The sequence below is a fragment of the Mesorhizobium sp. URHB0026 genome (assembly GCF_054059755.1).
The window spans coordinates 3,759,578-3,781,023 of record NZ_JBSSCN010000001.1 but is presented as its reverse complement, the minus strand read 5'-3'; the positions used below and the strand labels follow the sequence as shown (position 1 = coordinate 3,781,023).

Sequence of the window (21,446 nt, the reverse complement as noted above, 5' to 3'; positions counted from 1 at the left end):
CGCAGGTTTGGTCTTGCCTCCCCCCATTCGGGAGAAGGCGGAACCGTTAACGGCTCAGGCGGCCTCGCCCTGCACCGACCGGCTGAGGCGCCGGACTTCCTCGTCGTTGAGCAGGCCGCCGGCGCGCAGCAGGCTGGCGAAGCGGCCGTTGCGCAGCGACAGTTCGGCAAAGCCACCCATCTCGACCACCCTGCCCTTGTCCATGAACACGACCAGGTCGGCATCGCGAACGGTGGTCAGGCGGTGGGCGATGATGAAGGTGGTGCGGTCGCGGCGCAATTCGTCGATCGCCTCCTTGACGCGGTCCTCGGTCTCGACGTCGAGCGCGCTGGTCGCCTCGTCGAGCACTAGGATCGGGGCATCCTTCAGCACGGCACGGGCAATGGCGATGCGCTGGCGCTCGCCGCCTGAAAGCTGGCCGCCACGTTCGCCGACCACCGTGTCGTAGCCATTGCTCTTGGCCAGGATGAAATCCTGCGCCGCGGCCGCGGTGGCGGCGGCATGGATCTCGTCGTTGGTCGCATCGGCACGGCCGACCCGGATGTTGTCCTCGATCGAGCGGTTCAAAAGCCCAGCATCCTGGAACACGGTGGCGATCGAATGGCGCAGCGACTTGCGGGTCACCGTGCGAGTATCGATGCCGTCGATCAGGATTCGGCCGCTGGACGGCGAGAAGACGCGCTGCAGCAAGTTGATGAGCGTGGTCTTGCCCGCACCCGTCGGTCCGACGATCGCGACGGTCTGGCCGGCCTGCACCTCGAAGGACACGTCGCTGACGCCCTGCCCCGAATTGGCGAACTCGAAGTTGACATCCTCGAAACGGACATGGCCGGTGACGTTGGCAAGGTCGCGCAAGCCGTCCGGCTCGGCGGTATCGGCGGCCGAGTCCTCGAGCTTGTAGAAATCCTCGAGCTTGGCGCGAGCTTCCGAAATCTGGTTCGCGAACGCCGACATCTGGTCGAGCCGTGAGATCAGCAGCGTGGCGAAGCCGGTGAAGGCGATGACGTCACCGATGCGCAGCTGGCCATGAGTGACCAGATAAGCGCCGATCAGAAGCACCACCATCATCGAGATCGTCGACGACAGCCGATTGAGCGCATTGGCGATAGCCCACCAGTCGAGCACCGGGTTCTGCGCGTCGAGAAGGTTCTTGACGTAGCCGCGCAGCGCCTCGGCCTCATAACCAAGACGGTTGTAGCTTTGCAGCACGGCGACGTTGCTCACCGAGTCGGTCACATGCGCGAACACCTTGTGATAGTGGCGCTCGACCGCGGCCTGGCCTTCCTTGGTGCGCTTCATCACAAGGCGGCCGATGCCGACATAGAGCACGCCAAGCACGAGCAGAACCATCGACATGCGCACATCCATGCTGAGGGCCGTCGGAACCAGCAGAACGAGCGCGACAGCCGTGGACAAATGCTGACGCATGAATTCGAGCCAAAGGCTGAACAGCGTCTCGACGGCGCGCAGCAGCGTGTGGAGGGCATTCGAGGTGCCGCGTTGATGATGCCAGGCGAGCGGCATGGTGATGACGCGCTCGAACGACTGGCAGAGCACTTCGCTGCGCCGGGCGTGCGCGAACCGGTCGGCGCCGCGCGCCACCAGTACGAAAGCCATCACATTGAAGGCGCCGAGGCCGGCCCACACGGCGAGCGTGGAGAAAACGGAACCATGCGCGGAAATAGCGTCGATGACCCGGCCGAACATGATCGGCTCGAGGATCGCGATGGCTGCAAGAGCGACGTTGGCCGAACAGATCAGCGCGACGCGCTTCTTGTCGGCAGCCAGATACCCCAGCGCTCTCCAATAGATCTGCAGAAGTGACACTTCAGCTACTCCGCCAACGTTCTATTGTGCCCAATACCGATATTGTGCACCGCACCATTCCCTGACACGTAACGGTTGATGCGTCGCAAAACAATGCCCGTCTATCTCTTCCGTTCCCATTTAGCGAACAAAAGATGACGACGATACGAAATCTGGCGTGATCACCTAACGGTTTGAGATAAAAGGTGAAATGTCAGCTTGCGGCAAAATCATGGCAGTGGTCGAGCGGTGCCACATTTTTAATCACGGCAGGCCGGCATCACTTTCGTCCGGGCGCCTGGCCAACGTCGTCAGCACCCCGCGCGCAAGTAAAAAATGCACGAGTCGCGCGTCCCCGAAGGACGCGCGATCTGATCACTAGATAGTTGATTTCATGCCGGAATCTTGACCACAACCTCGGTCTGGCCACCAGCTTTTGGTGCGAAGGACGTCGATTTTGTCTTCGAACCATTCACTTCGAGCGAGATCGTCTTGGTCTTTTTGTCGCGAATGACCTGGACCTTGATCTCGGCGCCCAGCATCTTGAGTGAAGCCTGGTAGCCATCCCAGTGGCTGGGCAGCTTCGGCCGGAATGTGATCTGCTTGCCGCGCCGTTCAATGCCTAGGATGCCTTCGACCGCCGCCCGATAAAGCCAGCCCGCCGAGCCGGTGTACCAGGTCCAGCCGCCGCGACCTCCCTTGTCGTCCCCGGCGTAGATATCAGCCGCCACTACGTAGGGCTCGACGCGGTAGTGCTCGGCCGAGGCCTCGTCGGACGCGTGGTTGACCGGGTTCAGCATCGAGAAGCAGCGATAGGCTTCATCGGTCTGCCCCATCTCGGCCAGCGCAATGACGAACCATGTCGCCGCGTGGGTGTACTGGCCGCCATTCTCGCGCACGCCAGGCGGATAGCTCTTGATGTAGCCGGGGTCCTTCTGCGTCTTCGAGAACGGTGGCGTGAACAGTTTGACGATCTTGAGATGATCATCGACGAGCAGCTTCGTCGCCTGCTGCATGGCGGTGGTCGACCGCGCCGGGTCGCCCTCGCCCGACAGCACGCTCCAGGACTGTGCTATGGAGTCGATCTTGCACTCCTGCGATGTGCGCGACCCTAAAGGCGTACCGTCATCGAAACTGCCGCGCCGGTACCATTCGCCGTCCCATGCCGTGCTTTCAAGCGCCCGCTTCAGTGCGTCGGCATGCTTTGCCCAGGCCTGTGCGCGCTTGGTGTCGCCCTCGGTCTTGGCGACCGCGGCGAAGTCGCCCAGGGTCTTCAACAGGAACCACCCCAGCCACACGCTCTCGCCCTTGCCGTGTTCGCCGACACGGTTCATGCCGTCGTTCCAGTCGCCGCCAAGGATCAGCGGCAGGCCGGCTGGACTGCTGCGCTTGATGGCAAGGTCGAGCGCACGCGCGCAGTGGTCGTAGAGCGACACCGTCTTCTTCGAGATTTCAGGGGTGAAGAAGGCGTCGTGCTCGCCTTCACCCAGCTCCTGTCCGTCGAGGAAAGGCAGTTGCTCCTTCAGGATGGCGGCGTCGCCGGTTACCGTGAGATAGCGCGCCGTGGCGTGGGCGAGCCACACCACGTCGTCGGAGATCAAGGTACGCACGCCGGCGCCGGTGCGCGGCAGCCACCAATGCTGCACGTCCCCTTCCGGGAACTGCCGCCGCGCGGCGTTGAGGATCTGGTCGCGCGCCAGCGTCGGGTCATGCGCCAGCAAGGCGAGCGTGTCCTGCAACTGGTCGCGGAAGCCGAAGGCGCCGCTTGCCTGATAGAAGGCCGAGCGGGCGCGGATGCGGCAGGCAAGGCTCTGATAGGGCAGCCAGTGGTTGACCATGGCATCGAGTGCCTTGTCCGGCGTCTCCACCTGGATAGTGTCTAGGAAGGCGCGCCATTCGCGCTCATTGTCGGCAAGGCGCTGGTCGAAGTCCTTGCCACGGTGCGTCTGCACCAACGCGCTCGCCTGCGCCGCGGAATCGGCATCGCCGAGCAGCCAGATAAGCGTGACGTCGGCGCCGGCCGGAATCTCGACGTCGCGAGCGATCGCCGCGCAAGGATCATCTCCGGCCTCGACGCGACCCGACAGGGCCGAACCGCTCAGCACCGCCTGTGGCAGCTCGCTGGACCCGTGCCGGCCGAGGAACTCGGCCCGGTCTGACGTCACCGAGTGGACGCCGGTGTCGGCGGCGAGGAAGGCCACCCGCTCGCTGAAATCGAGCCCGTAGGGATTTTGCGCCAGCAGCGCGCCAGAGGCCCCGTCGCGGGATGGCACTATGGTTGCCGCGGTGCGCGACCGATGCCCGCCAAGCACCCATTCGGCGTAAGCATAGACGCGCAGCCGAGCCGGTACCGGGCCGGAATTCTGGATGCGCAGCCGTGTGATCTTCACCGGATCGATTGGATCGACGACATGGGTCAGGTCCATCGACAACGGTCCGCGCTTCGAGCGGAAGGTCGAGAAGCCTTGGCCATGCCAGGCCTCGTAGGTCATCGCGGGATCGCGCACCATCGCTGCGAGCGGAGAGAACGCCTTGCCGCTGGCCTGGTCGTAAATATAGATGCCCTCGCCCGGTCGGTTGGACACCGGGTCGTTCGACCATGGCGTCAGCTGGTAATCGCGGCTGTTGCGGCTCCAGGTGAAGGCCGCCCCCTCGGCCGAGGTGTGGAAGCCGAACGAGGCGTTGGAGACGACGTTGATCCAGGGTTGCGGCGTCGTGCGCCGGCCGGCCAGGCGCACCACGTAGTGCCGCCCGTCGCCGTCGAAGCCACCGAAACCATTCCACAGGCTGAGGCCGGAGCCATCGGCGCTGACGTCGGCCACAGCCTGCGAGGCAAATGCATGCATCTGCGGTGCGAGCGCCGCGATTTCGCGCGAACTCGGCAATCCTGCCGGCTGCAGGCCATCGCGCGTCTGCAGCGCGGCCGCCTCGGCCCGTTCGATCTGGTCGAAGATGGTGCCATTGCGCGTATGCAGCACAACCCGGGCGACGGCGAGCAGCGTCTTGTAGGTGGTTTCCTCCATCAGGTCGCGACGGACCGCGAAAATGTGCTGGCGGGGTCCGAGTTCCTTGCCGCGCAAGCGGCTGTTTTCGCACAGCGTCTCGACCGCGCGCTGCAGATCCTGGACATAGGAGGAAGCCTGCTCGTTGACGACGACGAAGTCGATCATCATGCCGCGGGTGCGCATATATTCCTGGAAGCGCAACGCCTGGGCTACGATCTCGAGATCGGCAACGTCGCCGATCCTGACCAGGAAGATCGGGTAATCGCCCGAAATACTGGTCGGCCACAGGCTCGACTGCTTGCCCAGCCCGGAAGCGATGGACTCGGCCGGCAACCGGAGGAACGGGTCGGGATAGATCAGATAGCGCGCCAGTTTCTGCACATTGGCCGCGTCGGTCAGACTGAGGCCCATATGGCGGGTCTGCACCTGGCTACGCGTCCAGGCAAGCATCGCCTGCCGGGCAAAACTCTCCTGATGGTCGAGCCGGTTTATCGCCTCCTCCAGCTCAGCACGGTTGGCCCCGACGACGGTCCAGAAGGTCAGAGATACCTTCTTGTTGGCGGGCACGCGCACCTGACGACGCAGCGAGGCGATGGGATCGAGCGTGAAGCCGGAATGGCCGCCAAGCCTGGCGCCTGGATCGAAGGCGGCGGCATCGACGATGGTGCGGCCACGGCCGATGAAGGCGCGCCTGTCGGTCTCGGCCTCGGCATCACGCGCCGGTCCCGACGGATCGGTGACGAAATGCACCAGCGTTACATCGGGCTCGCTGGTTTCACGCTTGCGACGCGTGGCGAAGATCGCGCCGTTGTTGGCGGCGATTTCCGTTTCCACGAACATTTTCGAGAAGGCCGGATGCGCGTTGTCGGAAGCTTCCGAACCCAGGACCAGTTCTGCAAAGGACGTCACCTCGATGTGACGGTCGGATGTGCTCTCGTTGTAGAGCGTGATTCGACGGCCTTCGCCATTGCCCTCGGAGATGACGATGCACTCCACTTCGGAGCGCAGCGTGCCCACCAGCTTCACGAAGCTCGCCTTGTCATCGGAAAACAGGGCCTGCGTCTTTTCCTCGGCCGCGCGCCTCGGTTCCGAAGTCGCGGACCACCAGTCGCCAGTGGCGGCATCGCGCAGGAATATGTAGGAGCCAAGCCGATCCTCGACCGGATCGGGCTGCCAGCGGGTGACGGAAAGATCGCCCCAGCGGCTGTAGCCGGAGCCGGTTGCGGTCACCATCACCGAATAGCGGCCATTCGACATCACATTGGTCGAACGAAGCGCCCGCGCGGGATCGAGCACGATGCGGGTGTCGGGGCTCTCGGTCTCGGTCTCGTCCTTGGAGCGCTCGTCCGCCTCGGTGCGGACGGTGGCGGTCGGAATGTCGCGAGGCGCCCTCTCCTGCAGCAGCAATTCGGCCGATTCAATGACCGGATCGCTATGGAAGCGATCGCGTAGGCGACCTTCGAAGATGGCGTCGGCGACGGCGGCGATCGACATGCCCGAATGGTGGGCATAGTAGTTCAGCACGACTGCGTGGTTGGTGCCTTCCGGTACGCGCTGCGGCGTGAAGTCGACTGCATCATAATAGCCATGACGGCCAAGCGCGCCGATCTCCCGCAGCCGGGCCAGATTCTGCACCGCTTCGCGCGGGTTGAACTGCGCCGCCATGATAGTCGCGTAAGGCGCAATCACCGTGTTCTGGCCGAGGCCGCGCTTTAGTCCCAGTCCGGGCACGCCGAAATTGGTATATTGATAGGTCAGTTCCCGGTCACGGGCGTTGTAGGCCGCTTCCGAAATACCCCACGGCACGTTCTTCTGGCGGCCATACTGCATCTGGCGCTTGATGATCAGCTTGCTGGTCTGGTTGAGGATCGAGCCTTGCGGTTCCTTCATCACCAGCGGCGGCATCAGATATTCGAACATCGAGCCGGACCACGACATCAGCGCGCCCTGGAAGCCGATCTCGACGATCGGGCGGCCAAGCCTGAACCAGTGTTCGGTCGGCAGATCGCCCTTGGCGATGGCGAACAGGCTGGTCAGCCGCGCCTCGGAGGCGAGAAGGTCGTAGCAGCTTTCGTCGAGCTGATGCTCCTCGACCCGGTAGCCGATAGACAAGAGCTTGCGCTCCGGCCGCATCAGGAAGGCGAACTCCATCTCGAAGGCGAAACGACGGGTGCGTTCGCGCAAGGTGAGCAGCTTGGCACGCAGAGCCTCGACGGCGTTCTCGTCGCTATGGGCGTCGTGGACGTGCGCCTCGCAGGTGGTTTCGAGCCTTGCCGTCCAGTCGACGATGACGTCGCTTTGCGGCGATGCGGCTTCGGTGTGAATGGCGGTGGCGAGCTTGCGGATTTCGCCGGCCAGCACCGCCAGGTTGATGGTGCGGATGGAGGCCATTTCCGGCTGCGCCTTGATTGTTTCGACGGCGCGCCGCATGCCGTCGAGGCGATCGACAAGGCGTTGGCGCAACGGCCGCAACTGTCGGCGGTCGTCGGGCAGTTCATCGAGGCTTTCGCTCAGGATGGTCACCGTATCGAGGATGCCTTCGAAATCGCCCTGCAGGTGGACGGAAGGGGCTTCCGCCCATTCGGCGCAGGCAGCCGCCACCGCCACCAGGTGGCCGGCGAGATTGCCGCTGTCGACAGCCGAGATGTAGAGCGGATAGAGCGGCTTTAGCGTCGTGGTGTCGTACCAGTTGAAGAGATGGCCACGATGGCGCGGCATGCTCTCGATGGTGGTCATGGTGGCGTCGATGCGGGTGATGGCATCGGACAGGCTGATCCAGCCGAAATCGCGTGCCGAGACGACCGAGAGCAAGTAAACGCCGATGTTGGTCGGCGAGGTGCGCGGCGCGACGACTGGCGCGGGGCTCTCCTGGAAATTGTCCGGCGGCAGATTGTGATGCTCTGCCGTCACGAAGCTCTCGAAATAGTGCCAGGTACGGCGCGCCACGGTGCGCAGCGTGTGGATGTCGGCTTGCGAGATGCGCAGCCGGTCCTCGGTTTCCGCGGAGCGACTGATCCAACTGGCGATCGCCGGCGAGCCGATCCAGAACAAGGCAAAGAAGAACGCAACGAAGGCACCGGTGGAATCAGCCAGCACGGGAATGGCGAGGCCGACAAAGCCGATGATCACGGCGCCATACATCATGCCGTAATAGGAGCCGACATCGTTGTCGCCGGCTTTGTGCGCCTGCGAGGCGGTGCGCCATTCCAAGAGGTTTTGCCGGCTGACGAACAGCCGGTAGAGCGTGCGCACAATGGCATCGCCCATCATCCAGGCGTTATGTGCCATCAGTACGATCTTCAGCGCCACCATGGCGGTGCCGAAGGCGACGTCGCGCGCCAGCGCCGAGAAGTGGCCGCGCGGCGTCTGGTCGCCGCTTTTGGGCAGGATGGCGTTGACGATGTCGAAGGTCGGCGCCATGAACAGACTGAGGATCAACAATGCCTGCCACTGCGCGGCCTGCGTGAAGGGCAGCAAGGTCCAGCCGGCGATCGCCGCCATCACCCAGAAGATCGGCGTCAGCGAGCGGCGGAGATTGTCGACCATCTTCCAGCGCGACAGCGCCGGCACGCCGGAGCGCGGGTTGAAGATGTATCCCAAAAGCTGCCAGTCGCCGCGCGCCCAGCGATGGTGGCGCGAGGCATCGACCGAGTAGCGGGTCGGGTAATCCTCGACCAACTCGACGTCGGTGACCAGCGCGGCGCGCGCCAGCGCGCCTTCGAGCAGATCGTGGCTGAGAATGGTGTTTTCCTCGATGCGGCCCTGCAAGGCGGCCTCGAAGGCATCGACGTGATAGAGGCCCTTGCCGGTGAAAGACCCGTCGCTGAAGACGTCCTGATAGAGGTCCGAAACAGCGAAGACATAAGGATCAAGGCCGCGATTGGCCGAGAACACGCGCTGGAAGAACGAGGCTTCATCGCCGCTGGTGAGCGAAGCGGTGATGCGCGGCTGCAGGATGGTGTAGCCGGCGGTGACGACGCGCCTGGTGGCGTCGAAATGCGGCCGGTTGAGCGGATGGCATAGCTTGCCGACCAGGCTCGATACGGCATCACGGGTGGTGCGGGTATCGGCGTCGAGCGTCATCACATGGACGACTTTTTCAGGCAGCGGCACTTCGAGCGGCAGGAAGGTGGTATCGCTGTCGCCACGCAGCAACAGGTCGAGTTCGTGCAGTTTGCCGCGCTTGCGCTCCCAACCCATCCAGGACCCTTGAGCGGCATTGTAGAGCCGGCGGCGGTGCAGGATGTAGAAGCGCGGCGCGCCTTCGGAGGGATGGCGCGCATTGAGGCGGGCGATTTCGGCGCGGGCGAAGTCTAATATCTCGGTGTCGGCCGCCTCGATCTCGATCTTGCTGTCGGGCCAGTCCGAAAGCAGCGCGAAATGGATCTCGTCCGCCAGATTGGCAAGGTAATGCACTTCGATGTTGCGGATGTTCTCCTCGACATCGTCACGCGAGCCGATCAGCGACGGCACGACCACCAGGGTGCGCGCCTCGGGCGGCACGCCGTGCCTGTAGTCATAGCCGATCAGGCGTGTCGGCTTGAGGAACAGCGAGACCACGGTGTTGAAGAAAGCGAGCGCGCCTTCGCTGGCCGGCACGGCAAACAGAGCCAGCATCAGCACGATCGACGGCACCGACAGGCCGAGATTGGAAAGGGCGTTGCCCGACAGGACGAGCAGCAGGACGGTCAGGGCGAAGACGGGCAGGACGATGCCAAGCCATCCGGTCTTGGCGAAGGTCCGTTTGACCATCTGGCTGATCGTTGGCCGATAACCGATCGTCTTTTCGAGTTCCAGCCGGCGCGGGCCAACGAGATAGAAACCGACATCGGTGTGGACGGCTGCAGCCTCGGCATCAACCCCTTCGCCGCTCTCCGGGACGGTTTCACTAACAGCATGGCCGGCCAGTTCGATGGCTTTTTCGGCGACACGGTACTCCGACAGATTCGAGCGGCGTGCCAGTTCCTCGATCGCGGTGCGGTATTGATCGCGCGAGAAGAAGTCGAGTGCCGCGAAATCGGTGCGCTCGCGCAGCACGGTATCGATGCGGCTGACGCCTTCGAACCACACCGTCCAGTCGACGTCGTTGATGAGGCGCAGGCCGCGGACGATGTTGCCGGTGGTCACATTGCCGCTGGACAACGTCTGGTGCTCGGAAATGATGATTTCCTCGGCATCCGAGCCGGTCTTCTCAAGTTCGCCTTCCAGCCACTCCAGCGCCTTGCCGGCATTCTGCGATCCGTCACGCAGGCGGTAGAGAAGCTGAGTGGCGAAGGTGGTGTCCTGTGCATGCGCGCTGAAATTGGCAAGGATCGCCTGCCGGTCCGGATTGTCGTCGGTCGCAAGCACCTTGTCGGCCACATCGTTGGCGATCTGGCGCATCTGGCGGGTGCGGTTGACCCTGACCGCCAGGCGGCGGAGGTTCTCGATGAGCACGAAGCGCAAAAGGGACGGCAGGGCCCAGAGTTCGCCGATTTTAAGCGGCTCGACCGACTGAAAACCCTGGACGATGGACTTGAACATGGTCGCCGAGACGGAACTGTCGGAATGCGCGACATAAGTCCAGGCCAGCGCCAATGCGCGCGGCACGGTGCCGCCATCGGGCAGTTTCAGCGTTGGCAACTGCCGGTAGAAGCGGCGCGGCAGGTCGCGTTTGACCTGGAAAATGGTTTCCTCGATCAGATAGTTGTTGTCGAGCAGCCACTGCGCGGCCGGCGTGATGGTTTCGCCCCTCCCCTGCGCGGCATTGGTCGACCGGTAGACTTCGAGGATCTTCTTGGCGCTGTCACGGATGCGGGCCTGGAAGTCGAACGGGATCAGGCCGAACAGATCCGTCAGATCGCCCTTGGCCAGGCTCTCGCCGAGCCGCCGGAGCCGTTCCTCCGGCAGGAATACCGATCGTATCGGCTCTTCCGTGATGGCCGGGAAGCTCGCGCTTGTCTTCTCGATCTGGGCTGGGTTCGTCTGAATATTCATTGAAAATTCCGTAAGCGGGCACTCAGCGGCGTCACCGCCACGGCAATGGCCCTAAAACCGGTTCAAATGCAATCGGTTGCATCAACCCCTATGCCGAAAGTTTGTTTCCGCACCACGACGGAGCGTCATCTTTCGACCGACTCAAAGACGAGCGCCCCTCGCTCCCGTCGGGACCGATCGACGGAGAGGATTCGGGCTTTTTCGTGATGCCACCGTCAGCTTACGCTATATTTCGCCGGCATCGCGATCATGTTTGAAAACAGGCGGTAACCGTTGGCGGTAAACGCGTCAGGCGGCCCCCCTTATGCGGACCACGAAAAGGGTCGCATCCGGGGCGGGCTCTACCCGCAAGACGGAAATATCCGGCCCGAGCAGCAGGGTGTCGAGCGGCCCGAGGCGGAGAGGAGCGGCGCCGGCGAAAATGGCATGGCCTCTGTGGCAAAGGATCAGGGTGGAACAGGCCTCGGTCGAGATTTCCACAGGCGCCGAAACCGGCAGGCGTTCGACTTGATGCAACACGCGGCCGCGGCGGGTCATGACGTTGAGATCGGTGATCGGGCCGGCGATCAGCGCGGCACTTGTCGGCTGGTCGGCTGGAAAGGAAAAAGGCTGGGAAGCCGCTGTCATCCGCTCGGGCGGAAGGCCGGCGACGTCAAGCACGATCCCCTCGCCTTCCAGCACGGACAGGGTGCGGTCGATGCCGGCAAAGCTGGAGAACGGCTCGCTCGTCTCGACCCGGGCCATCGAGACGCGCCATTCGAAATCGTCGAGCCCGGCGCCAGCGGGCGAGACGGCGATCTCGGTCGTCGTACCGCCGCCGTTTTTCCATGGCATGACGCGGTAATCGGTGGTACGCAGAATGTGCATGACGCCAGCGCTAGCCTAGAATGCCGGGTAGGTTGAGCTGGTGCTCCTTGGCGCATTCGATCGCGATGTCATAGCCGGCGTCGGCGTGGCGCATGACACCGGTCGCCGGATCGTTCCACAACACCCGTTCCAGGCGCCTTGCAGCATCCGGCGTGCCGTCGGCGACGATGACCATGCCGGCATGCTGCGAGAAACCCATGCCGACGCCGCCGCCATGATGCAGCGACACCCAGGTGGCGCCCGATGCTGTGTTGAGCAACGCGTTGAGCAGCGGCCAATCGGACACGGCGTCCGAACCGTCCTTCATCGCTTCCGTCTCGCGGTTCGGCGAGGCGACCGAACCGGAATCGAGGTGATCGCGGCCGATGACAACGGGCGCCTTCAGTTCGCCCTTGGCCACCATCTCGTTGAAGGCGAGACCCAGCCTGTGCCGGTCGCCGAGGCCCACCCAGCAGATGCGAGCCGGCAACCCCTGAAAGGAAATCCGCTCGCGGGCCATGTCCAGCCAATTGTGCAGATGGGTGTTGCCGGGGGTGAGCTCGCGGACCTTGGCGTCCGTCTTGTAGATGTCCTCCGGATCGCCGGAGAGAGCTGCCCAGCGGAACGGGCCGATGCCGCGGCAAAAGAGCGGGCGGATATAGGCCGGCACGAAACCGGGGAAGGCAAAGGCGTTTTCAAACCCTTCATCCTTGGCGACCTGGCGAATATTGTTGCCATAGTCGAGCGTCGGCACGCCGGCGTTCCAGAATGCGACCATCGCCTCGACATGTTCGCGCATGGAGGCGCGAGCCGCCTTCTCGACCGCCCTGGGGTCGCTGACACGCTTTTCGCGCCACTCGGCCATCGTCCAGCCCTTCGGCAGATAGCCGTTGATGGGGTCGTGGGCCGAGGTCTGGTCGGTGACCATGTCGGGGCGGATGCCGCGACGGTACATTTCGGGCACGATCTCGGCGGCGTTGCCTAGCAGGCCGACGGACTTCGCCTCCCCGGCCTTGGTCCAGCGCTCGATCATTTCCATGGCTTCGTCGAGCGTCTCGGCTCTCTCGTCGACATAGCGGGTGCGCAGGCGGAAATCGATCGAGTCGGGATTGCATTCGATCGCCAGGCAGCAGGCGCCTGCCATGACGGCGGCCAATGGCTGGGCGCCGCCCATGCCGCCGAGGCCGCCGGTCAGGATCCATTTTCCCTTGAGATTGCCGCCATAATGCTGGCGGCCGGCCTCGACGAAGGTCTCGTAGGTGCCCTGCACGATGCCTTGCGTGCCGATGTAGATCCAGGAGCCGGCCGTCATCTGGCCGTACATCATCAGGCCCTTTCTATCGAGCTCGTTGAATTTCTCCCAGGTCGCCCAGTGCGGCACCAGATTGGAGTTGGCGATGAGCACGCGCGGCGCGTCCGGGTGGGTGCGGAACACGCCGACCGGCTTGCCCGACTGCACCAGCAGCGTCTCGTCCTCGCCAAGCGTCTTCAGCGACGCAACGATTTGGTCGAAATCGTTCCAGGTCCGCGCCGCCCGGCCGATGCCGCCGTAGACGACCAGTTCGTTGGGGTTTTCGGCAACATCAGGGTCGAGGTTATTCATCAGCATGCGCAGCGGCGCTTCGGTGGTCCAATACCTGGCATTGAGCTTGTCGCCGCGCGGCGCGCGCACTTCGCGTATATTGTGACGGGGATTGTTCATCATTGTCCCTTTCGGACGAGGCGGCGCGTCAGCGCCCGGCCCAGTCAATGGCGATTTGAAGAATCCGCGTCAGCGTGGCGCGGATCGGTGCGGCGAACGCGGCGTCGTAGGGCACCGGCCAATTGTCCGGCGTGCCCTTCCCGTCGGGCTCGCGCATATAGCCACGATTGGAGAGTTCCATCTGCAGCGCGTGCACGCCCTGAAGCGGCTGGCCGAAATGGCGCGTGATCCAGCCGCCCTTGAAGCGTCCGTTGACGACAAAAGTCTCGCCGGTTTCGGCCATGATCTGGTTGACCATCGCCTGCAAGGTCGGATCGGCGCTCTTGCCGTCATTCGTGCCGAGATTGAACACCGGCAGCGTGCCTTCGAACAAGCGTGGCAGCACCGAGCGGATCGAATGGCAGTCGTGGAGGACAATCTTGCCATGCAAGGTGCGCAACCTGTCGATCTCGGCCTGCAAGGCGGCGTGATAGGGCGCAAAGAACTTCTGCCGGCGCTCGTCGATCTCCGACGGCCCCGGCTCTTCGCCGTCGCGGTAGAGCGGGTCGCCGTCGAAGGTTTCGGTCGGGCACAGGCCGGTGGTTGCCTGGCCGGGATAGAGCGAGGCGCCGGATGGATCGCGGTTGACGTCGATGACGGTGCGCGAGATCGCGGTGTGCACGACAGTGGCGCCGAGACCGGCGGCGAAATCATAGAGATTGTCGATCCACCAGTCGCAATCACGACGGCCGAGCCAAGGCGAGACCAGCCGGTTTTCGAGGCCGGCGAGGTCGATACCGGTGTGCGGGATCGACACCAGCAGCGGCGCCGTGCCGCGCGTGACCGTGAGCCAGGGGCTGGCCGTCATCACGCCGCTCCGGCGATCGAGGGCAGTGCCACCGCGCTCGCGACTTTCACAGCCGCACCACTGCGCACCATGGCAATCGCCTTTTCCATGTCGGGATGGAAATGCCGGTCGTTATCGAGATGCGGCACCTCGGCGCGCACCAGCTTGCGCACGGCTTCCAGTGCTGCGCTCGACGCCAGCGGCTGATGGAAATCGCAGCCTTGGGCGGCGGCCAGCAATTCGATGCCGATCACCGCGGTTGCATTCTCGACCATGCCGATCAGGCGGCGTGCGCCATGCGCGGCCATCGAGACGTGGTCTTCCTGGTTGGCCGAGGTCGGGATGGAATCGACGCTGGCCGGATAGGCTTTTTGCTTATTTTCCGAGACAAGCGCGGCCGCCGTAACCTGCGGGATCATGAAGCCGGAGTTCAGACCGGGCTTAGGCGTCAGGAAAGCGGGCATGCCTGACAGCGCGGGATCGACCAGCATGGCGATGCGGCGTTCCGACAGCGAGCCGATCTCGCAGACGGCGAGCGCGATCATGTCGGCGGCGAACGCCACCGGCTCGGCGTGGAAATTGCCGCCGGACAGAGCAGTATCGTCTTCTGCGAAGATCAGCGGGTTGTCGGTGACGCCATTGGCCTCGGTTTCAAGCGTATCGGCGGCCTTGCGCAGGACATCGAGTGCGGCGCCCATCACTTGCGGCTGGCAACGCAGGCAATAGGGATCCTGCACGCGCTCATCGCCGACCCGGTGCGACTCGCGGATCGCGCTACCTGCCATCAAATTGCGCAGCGCGTCCGCGGTCTCGATCTGGCCACGGTGCTTTCTCAACAGATGAATGCGCGGGTCGAACGGCGCGTCGGAACCCCTGGCCGCGTCGGTCGAAAGCGCGCCGGCGACAAGCGCCGACTGGTAGAGCACCTCGGCATCGAACAAAGCGGCCAGTGCATAGGCCGTCGAAAACTGCGTGCCGTTGAGCAGCGCCAGACCTTCCTTGGCGCCCAATGTCACGGGCTCCAGCCCATGCGAGACGAACGCGACCTTGGCCGGGAAACGGCCATGCGGAGTAAAGCATTCGCCGACGCCGATCATCACCGCCGTCATGTGCGACAGCGGGGCAAGGTCGCCGGAGGCGCCGACGGACCCTTGCGCCGGCACGACGGGGATGACGTCGTTGACCAGCATCGCTTCAAGCAACTCGATGGTCCGCGAGCGCACGCCGGAGGCGCCCTGCGCGAGGCTCGCAAGTTTCAGCGCCATCATCAGCCGGGCAACGGCAACGGGCATCGGCTCGCCCACGCCCGCGGCATGCGAAAGCACGATGTTGCGCTGCAGCGTCTCGAGATCCTCGGCGGGGATGCGCACGCTGGCCAGCTTGCCGAAACCGGTGTTGATGCCATAGACCGGCTCACCCTTGGCAACGATCCTGGCGACGGCCTCGGCGCTCGCCTTGATTTTCGGACGGCAGGCATCGTCCAGTTTCGGCACGGCGCCACGGTATATGGCGCGCCAGTCGGCCAGCTTCGCATTGCCGGGCTTCAGGGTCAGTTCGGTCATTGTCCTCTCCAGATGCGGGCATGCAGCGGGTTGAAGCCCATGCGGTAGACGAGTTCGGCGGGGCGCTCGATGTCCCAGATCGCCAGATCGGCGGATTTGCCCGATACCAGCGTGCCGGTCTCGCCGAGCAGCCCCAGCGCACGGGCGGCTTCGCGGGTGACGCCGGCAAGACATTCGTCGACCGTCATGCCGAACAGGGTGGCCGCCATGTTCATGGTCAGAAGCAGCGAGGTCAGCGGCGATGTGCCGGGATTGTTGTCGGTGGCAACAGCCATTCTGACGCCATGCTGGCGAAACAGGCCGATCGGCGGCTTCTTGGTCTCGCGGATGAAGTAGTAGGCGCCGGGCAGGATGGTCGCCACGGTCCCCGCCTTGGCCATCGCCACCGCGCCTGCCTCGTCGGTATATTCGAGATGGTCGGCCGACAACGCGCCATAGCGGGCGGCAAGTTCAGCGCCATGCAGATTGGACAGCTGGTCGGCGTGGAGTTTGACGGGCAAGCCAGCCGCCCGGGCCACATCGAAGACGCGCGCCATCTGTTCCGGCGAAAAGGCGATGCCTTCACAGAACCCATCGACGGCATCGGCCAAGCCTTCCTCGACGACGCCGGGAAGGATCGTTTTGGCGACGAGATCGATGAAGGCATCTTTGTCGCCCTTGGCTTCGGGCGGCAGCGCGTGGGCTGCGAGACATGTGGTGCGAACCGTCACCGGGCGTTCATTGCCCAGCTGTCGCGCGGCGCGCAGCGATTTCTTCTCGTTTTCCAGATCGAGGCCATAGCCCGACTTTACTTCCACGGTGGTTACGCCCTCGGCAATCAGCGCGTCGAGGCGCGGCAGCGTCTGGGCAACCAGGTCGCCCTCACTGGCAGCACGCAAGGATTTGACCGACGAGACGATACCGCCGCCGGCCTTGGCGACTTCCTCATAGGTGGCGCCGGCCAGCCGCATCTCGAATTCGTTGGCGCGGTTGCCAGCGTGGATCAGGTGGGTGTGGCAGTCGATCAGGCCGGGCGTAATCCAGCGGCCCTCGCAATCGATGATCTCGCCTTGGGCAAAGGCCGAGGACATCTCGGATTGCGGACCGGCATAAACAATGCGGCCGTCGCGCGCGGCCAGCGCACCATGCTCGACGATACCCAATCCGGCAGAATTTTCAGCCATGGTCGCCAGACGCGCATTGCGCCACAGGCGAAGCCTCCCTGCCCGGTTTTTGCTCTCTACGGCCATGATCTTTTCCATTTCAATCGGTGGCGATTATGTATATACATATTGAAACGCACTGCAAGTGCCATCATCGCATACGAGACCGGAAAGCGGAGAGAAAAAGTGACCGATATCTTTGCGGAACAGGCGCTTCTTCCCGACGGCTGGCACGACAATGTGCGGATCATCTTCGCCAATGGGCGCATTACGGCCGTAGAGCCTGAAGCCGCCGCCTTGCCCGGTGATGAACGCCATTCCATTCTGCTGCCAGGCATGCCCAATCTGCACAGCCACGCCTTCCAGCGCGGCATGGCCGGCCTTGCCGAGTTGCGCGGCCCCTCCGCCGACAGTTTCTGGAGCTGGCGCGAGGTGATGTACCGCTTCGCGCTGTCGATGACTCCCGACCAGGTCGAGGCGGTGGCGGCGCAGCTCTATGTCGAAATGCTGGAGGCCGGTTTTTCCCGCGTCGGCGAATTTCATTATCTGCACCATGACCGCGATGGACAACCCTATGCCAACCCAGCCGAGATGGCCGAGCGCATCGCTGCCGCGGCTGGCGAAACAGGGATCGGCCTGACGCTGCTGCCGGTGTTCTACGCCCACTCCTCTTTCGGCGGCGCGGTTCCAAATGAGGGCCAGCGCCGATTCATCAACGATGTGAATCGGTTCGCCCGGCTCGTGGAGAAAAGCCGTGAATCGGTTCGCGCGCTGAATCAAGCTGTCGTCGGGGTCGCGCCGCACAGTCTGCGCGCCGCGACGCCCGAAGAACTGATCGAAGTCGCCGCCATGGCGCCAAACGGACCGATCCACATCCACGTCGCCGAACAGGTCAGGGAAGTCGAGGACTGCCTTGCCTGGTCAGGCGCGCGTCCGGTCGAATTTCTGCTTGGGGCTGCCGCTGTCGACCAGCGTTGGTGCCTGATTCACGCCACCCATATGACGGATGCCGAGACCATCGGCATGGCGAAGACCGGCGCCATTGCCGGCCTTTGCCCGATCACGGAGGCCAATCTGGGCGACGGCACCTTTGCCGCGCCATTGTTCAGGGAGCATGGCGGCCGCTTCGGCGTCGGCTCCGATTCCAATGTGCTGATCGGCCTGCCCGACGAATTGCGCCAGCTGGAATATTCGCAGCGCCTCGCGCACCGCGCCCGCAATGTGCTTTCGGTAGCCGGCGGCTCAACGGGCCGCGCCCTGTTCGACGCAGCGCTAGACGGCGGCGGCGTCGCCATTGGTGCCGGCGCCTCGCAAATCGCAACTGGGGCATCCGCCGATCTCGTCTCGCTGGACGGCAAAAACCCTTCGCTGGCCGGCAAGACAGGCGACGCGATCCTCGATGCCTGGATCTTTGCCAATGGCAGCAAGGTCGATTGCGTCTGGGTGCATGGCAAAAAACAGGTCAGCGCTGGCAGACACGCCAGGCGCGAGGCGATCGCCGAACGGTTTCGCAGCGTGATGACTGCGCTTTCCGAGGGTTAACCCAGATGAGCATGGCTGAACCGACGGAGATGGACGACAACGAGACGGTCTCGCTGCATCAGCGCATCCTGTCCGGCATCCGGAAAAAAATTCTGTCCGGCACCTGGGCGCCCGGCCACCGTATCCCGTTCGAACATGAGCTGACCGCCGAATACAAATGCTCACGCATGACGGTGAACAAGGCTCTGTCGCAATTGGCCAAGGCAGGTTTGATTGAACGCCGCCGCCGGTCGGGCAGCTTTGTCCGTCAGCCGCAATCGCAAGCGGCGGTGCTGGAGCTTCACGACATCAGGATCGAGGTCGAGGCGCTCGGCCTGCCCTACCGTTACGAACGACTGGAACGCCTGAGGCGGCGCAGCAACGTGGAGGACAGGGCATTGCTCGGACTGTCCGCCGCAGGGTCGGTGCTGGCGGTCGAAGGCCTTCATTTTGCCGGCGAACGGCCATTCGCACTCGAGCAACGTCTGATCAATCTTTCGGCGGTTGCGGAAGCCGGCGACGAAGAGTTTCTGGAAATCGCGGCGGGTCCATGGCTGATCGGCCGCGTGCCGTGGAGCGAGGCCGAACATCGGATACGCGCCATGGCCGCCGATGAGACTATCGGTGACGAGCTCGATATCGATCCTGGCGCGCCCTGCCTGGTCGTGGAGCGTCGCACTTGGAGCGCGGAGCACCCGGTTACCCACGTGCGCTTCATCTATCCGGCGGAAAGCCACACGCTGGTGGCAAGGTTCACGCCGTCGCAGGGGTAAGCCGATCTCCCGCTTGGGGAAGATCGGCACCTGCAGCGGCTTTACAGCGCAGCCGTAATAATAATCTCGACCAGATATTCGGGACCGGCGAGCTTTGCCTCGCCGGTCGCGCGAGCGGGTGTGTGGCCCTGCGGCACCCACTTGTCCCATTCGGAATTCATCTCGGCGAAGGTGCCCATGTCGGCCAGCCAGATGATCGCCTGGACGATCTTGGTCTTGTCGGTGCCGGCCTTGGCCAACAATTCGTCGATGGTCGCGAGGATGTCGCGGGTCTGCGCGGCGACGTTGCCGCCGGGCTCGCCGACCTGGCCGGCCAGATAGACGGTGTTGCCGTGGATGACGATCTGGCTCATGCGCGGGCCAACATCGATGCGACGAATGCTCATTGCGAGGTTCCTTCGTTTGAGGGTTGCGCCTGTTTAGAGTCGGCGCGGGCTTCGGGCAAGGCCGCCGGGGCCAAATCTCCTTGGACCAGCACGGAAGAAACTCACGGCAAATTGAGCCGCCGGGTCGCAAATCCACCGGATTGGCTTGTTGACTAATGTAATAACATCACATATCCAACGGCCACTATCGCGGCCAGGCTCGACTTCCAACGGAACGATATGACCCAGACCTGCCTAACCTTCCGTGACCTGACGCTGGGCTACAACAGCCATCCCGCGATCCATCACCTCGATGGCACGATCCGAAAGGGTTCGCTGACGGCCGTGGTCGGAGCCAACGGCTCCGGAAAATCGACGCTGATGAAGGGTATTGTCGGCGTGCTGAAGCCAATGGCCGGCGAGGTTATCCGCGCGTCGGGCGTGCGGGCAGCTTATCTGCCGCAGCAGTCGGAACTCGATCGCTCCTTTCCCGCCCGCGTCGTCGATCTGGTCTCGCTTGGCCTGTGGCCGAAGCGCGGCATGCTTGGCCGCTATACCAGGGAAGATCGCGAAGCCGTCAGCCAGGCATTGATGGCCGTCGGCCTCGGCGGCTTCGAGAAGCGGCCGATCGACACGCTGTCGGGCGGCCAGCTGCAGCGCACGCTGTTTGCCCGGGTGCTGTTGCAGGATGCCGACCTGATCCTGCTCGACGAGCCCTTCAACGCGGTCGACGCCAAGACGGTCGGTGACCTCATTGCCCTGATCAATCGCTGGCATGGCGAAGAGCGCACTATCATGGTGGTGGTCCATGATCTGGATCTGGTGCGCCAGAATTTTCCCGAAACACTGCTGCTTGCCCGCCAGCCGGTTGCCTGGGGCGATACCCGGGAGACGCTGAAGCCGGAGAACCTACTGCGCGCGCGCCGCTTCCACGAAGCCTGGGAAGAGAACGCCCCCTGGTGCGAGCCTGACGAGCACGCTCATGGCCATGATCATGGCCACGATCACGACCATCACCATGGCGCCGGACCGAGGGCCGCCTGATGTACGCGCTCTACGGTCTTTTCATTGCTCCCTTCGCCGATTTCGGGTTCATGCAGCGGGCGCTGTTCGGCTCGCTGATGCTGTCGCTCGGCGCCTGCCCCATCGGCGTCTTCCTGATGCTACGACGCATGAGCCTGTCGGGTGACGCCATGGCGCATGCCATCCTGCCAGGAGCGGCGGCCGGATTCCTGTTCTATGGCCTTGAGATCCTGCCGATGACCATTGGCGGCCTGATCGCCGGCGTCATCGTCGCGCTCGGCGCTGGCGCTGTCTCGCGCTTCACCATCCAGCGCGAGGACGCCTCGATGGCCGCCTTCTATCTGATTTCGCTCGCCATCGGAGTGCTGATGGTATCGATCCGCGGCTCCAGCGTCGATCTCATGCATGTGCTGTTCGGCACGGTGCTGGCGCTCAACAACGAGGCATTGATGCTGATTGGCGGCATCGTCGCGGTGACGTTGGCCAGCCTGGCCATCTTCTGGCGGGCGCTGGTCGCCGAGTGCCTCGACCCGCTGTTCCTGCGTTCGGTCAGCCGCATGGGCAGCCCGGTGCATTTCATCTTCCTCGGCCTCGTCGTGCTCAACCTCGTCGGCGGCTTCCAGGCGCTCGGCACTTTGCTGTCCGTCGGATTGATGATGCTGCCCGCGGCAGCCGCGCGATTCTGGACCGCACGCGTCGAGCCGATGTGCGGGCTGGCGGTGCTGATCGGCTTTGCCTCCTGCATTGCCGGATTGCTCTTGTCCTATCACGCGTCGTTGCCATCCGGCCCGGCCATCATCCTGTCGGCCGGTGCCATCTATTTCGCCTCGATCCTGTTTGGCACGCGCGGCATTCTGCGCGGTCGCATCATCCATCACCGTCACAGAACGGCCTGATCC

General features: G+C 63.9%; 12 protein-coding genes. 4 read left to right on the top strand and 8 right to left on the bottom strand.

Translation table 11 applies throughout. The features are described from left to right. Positions 1-54 precede the first annotated feature (54 nt). The 7 genes from ACVWWD_RS18435 to hutI form a co-directional block, all read right to left on the bottom strand. Complete coding sequence (locus ACVWWD_RS18435) at positions 55-1,827, bottom strand: glucan ABC transporter ATP-binding protein/ permease (protein WP_023783018.1); 1,773 nt, start codon at positions 1,825-1,827, stop codon at positions 55-57. A 371-nt stretch (positions 1,828-2,198) separates the two neighbouring features. Next, entirely contained in the window at positions 2,199-10,787 is an 8,589-nt protein-coding gene (locus tag ACVWWD_RS18430; RefSeq protein WP_457103228.1) for a GH36-type glycosyl hydrolase domain-containing protein, read from the bottom strand. A 288-nt stretch (positions 10,788-11,075) separates the two neighbouring features. Further along, a complete protein-coding gene (locus tag ACVWWD_RS18425; RefSeq protein ID WP_352552547.1) occupies positions 11,076-11,654 on the bottom strand; it encodes a HutD/Ves family protein in 579 nt (192 codons plus the stop codon). A gap of 10 nt (positions 11,655-11,664) precedes the next feature. Continuing rightward, a complete protein-coding gene (gene hutU / locus ACVWWD_RS18420; protein ID WP_198019218.1) occupies positions 11,665-13,338 on the bottom strand; it encodes a urocanate hydratase in 1,674 nt (557 codons plus the stop codon). Positions 13,339-13,363: 25 nt separating this feature from the next. Further along, on the bottom strand, positions 13,364-14,182 hold the full coding sequence (hutG, locus tag ACVWWD_RS18415) for an N-formylglutamate deformylase (RefSeq protein ID WP_352552544.1): 819 nt from the start codon (positions 14,180-14,182) through the stop codon (positions 13,364-13,366). Beyond that, positions 14,182-15,723: a histidine ammonia-lyase gene (gene hutH, locus ACVWWD_RS18410; protein WP_023795577.1), complete on the bottom strand. Its 1,542-nt coding sequence runs from the start codon at positions 15,721-15,723 to the stop codon at positions 14,182-14,184. Before hutH ends, hutG begins: the two co-directional genes overlap by 1 nt. Beyond that, a complete protein-coding gene (gene hutI / locus ACVWWD_RS18405) occupies positions 15,720-16,952 on the bottom strand; it encodes an imidazolonepropionase (RefSeq protein ID WP_352552542.1) in 1,233 nt (410 codons plus the stop codon). Before hutI ends, hutH begins: the two co-directional genes overlap by 4 nt. A gap of 99 nt (positions 16,953-17,051) precedes the next feature. On the opposite strand from hutI, the gene ACVWWD_RS18400 reads away from it, so the two are divergent. Then, entirely contained in the window at positions 17,052-18,407 is a 1,356-nt protein-coding gene (locus tag ACVWWD_RS18400; RefSeq protein ID WP_352552540.1) for a formimidoylglutamate deiminase, read from the top strand. A 5-nt stretch (positions 18,408-18,412) separates the two neighbouring features. Continuing rightward, a complete protein-coding gene (gene hutC / locus ACVWWD_RS18395; RefSeq protein ID WP_023795574.1) occupies positions 18,413-19,159 on the top strand; it encodes a histidine utilization repressor in 747 nt (248 codons plus the stop codon). 41 nt (positions 19,160-19,200) lie between these two features. On the opposite strand, the gene ACVWWD_RS18390 is transcribed toward hutC, so the two are convergent. Beyond that, a complete protein-coding gene (locus tag ACVWWD_RS18390; protein WP_023773346.1) occupies positions 19,201-19,545 on the bottom strand; it encodes a RidA family protein in 345 nt (114 codons plus the stop codon). 219 nt (positions 19,546-19,764) lie between these two features. On the opposite strand from ACVWWD_RS18390, the gene aztA reads away from it, so the two are divergent. Further along, entirely contained in the window at positions 19,765-20,568 is an 804-nt protein-coding gene (gene aztA, locus ACVWWD_RS18385; protein ID WP_023783011.1) for a zinc ABC transporter ATP-binding protein AztA, read from the top strand. Beyond that, entirely contained in the window at positions 20,568-21,443 is an 876-nt protein-coding gene (gene aztB / locus ACVWWD_RS18380; protein WP_352552537.1) for a zinc ABC transporter permease AztB, read from the top strand. Before aztA ends, aztB begins: the two co-directional genes overlap by 1 nt. Positions 21,444-21,446: the final 3 nt, after the last annotated feature.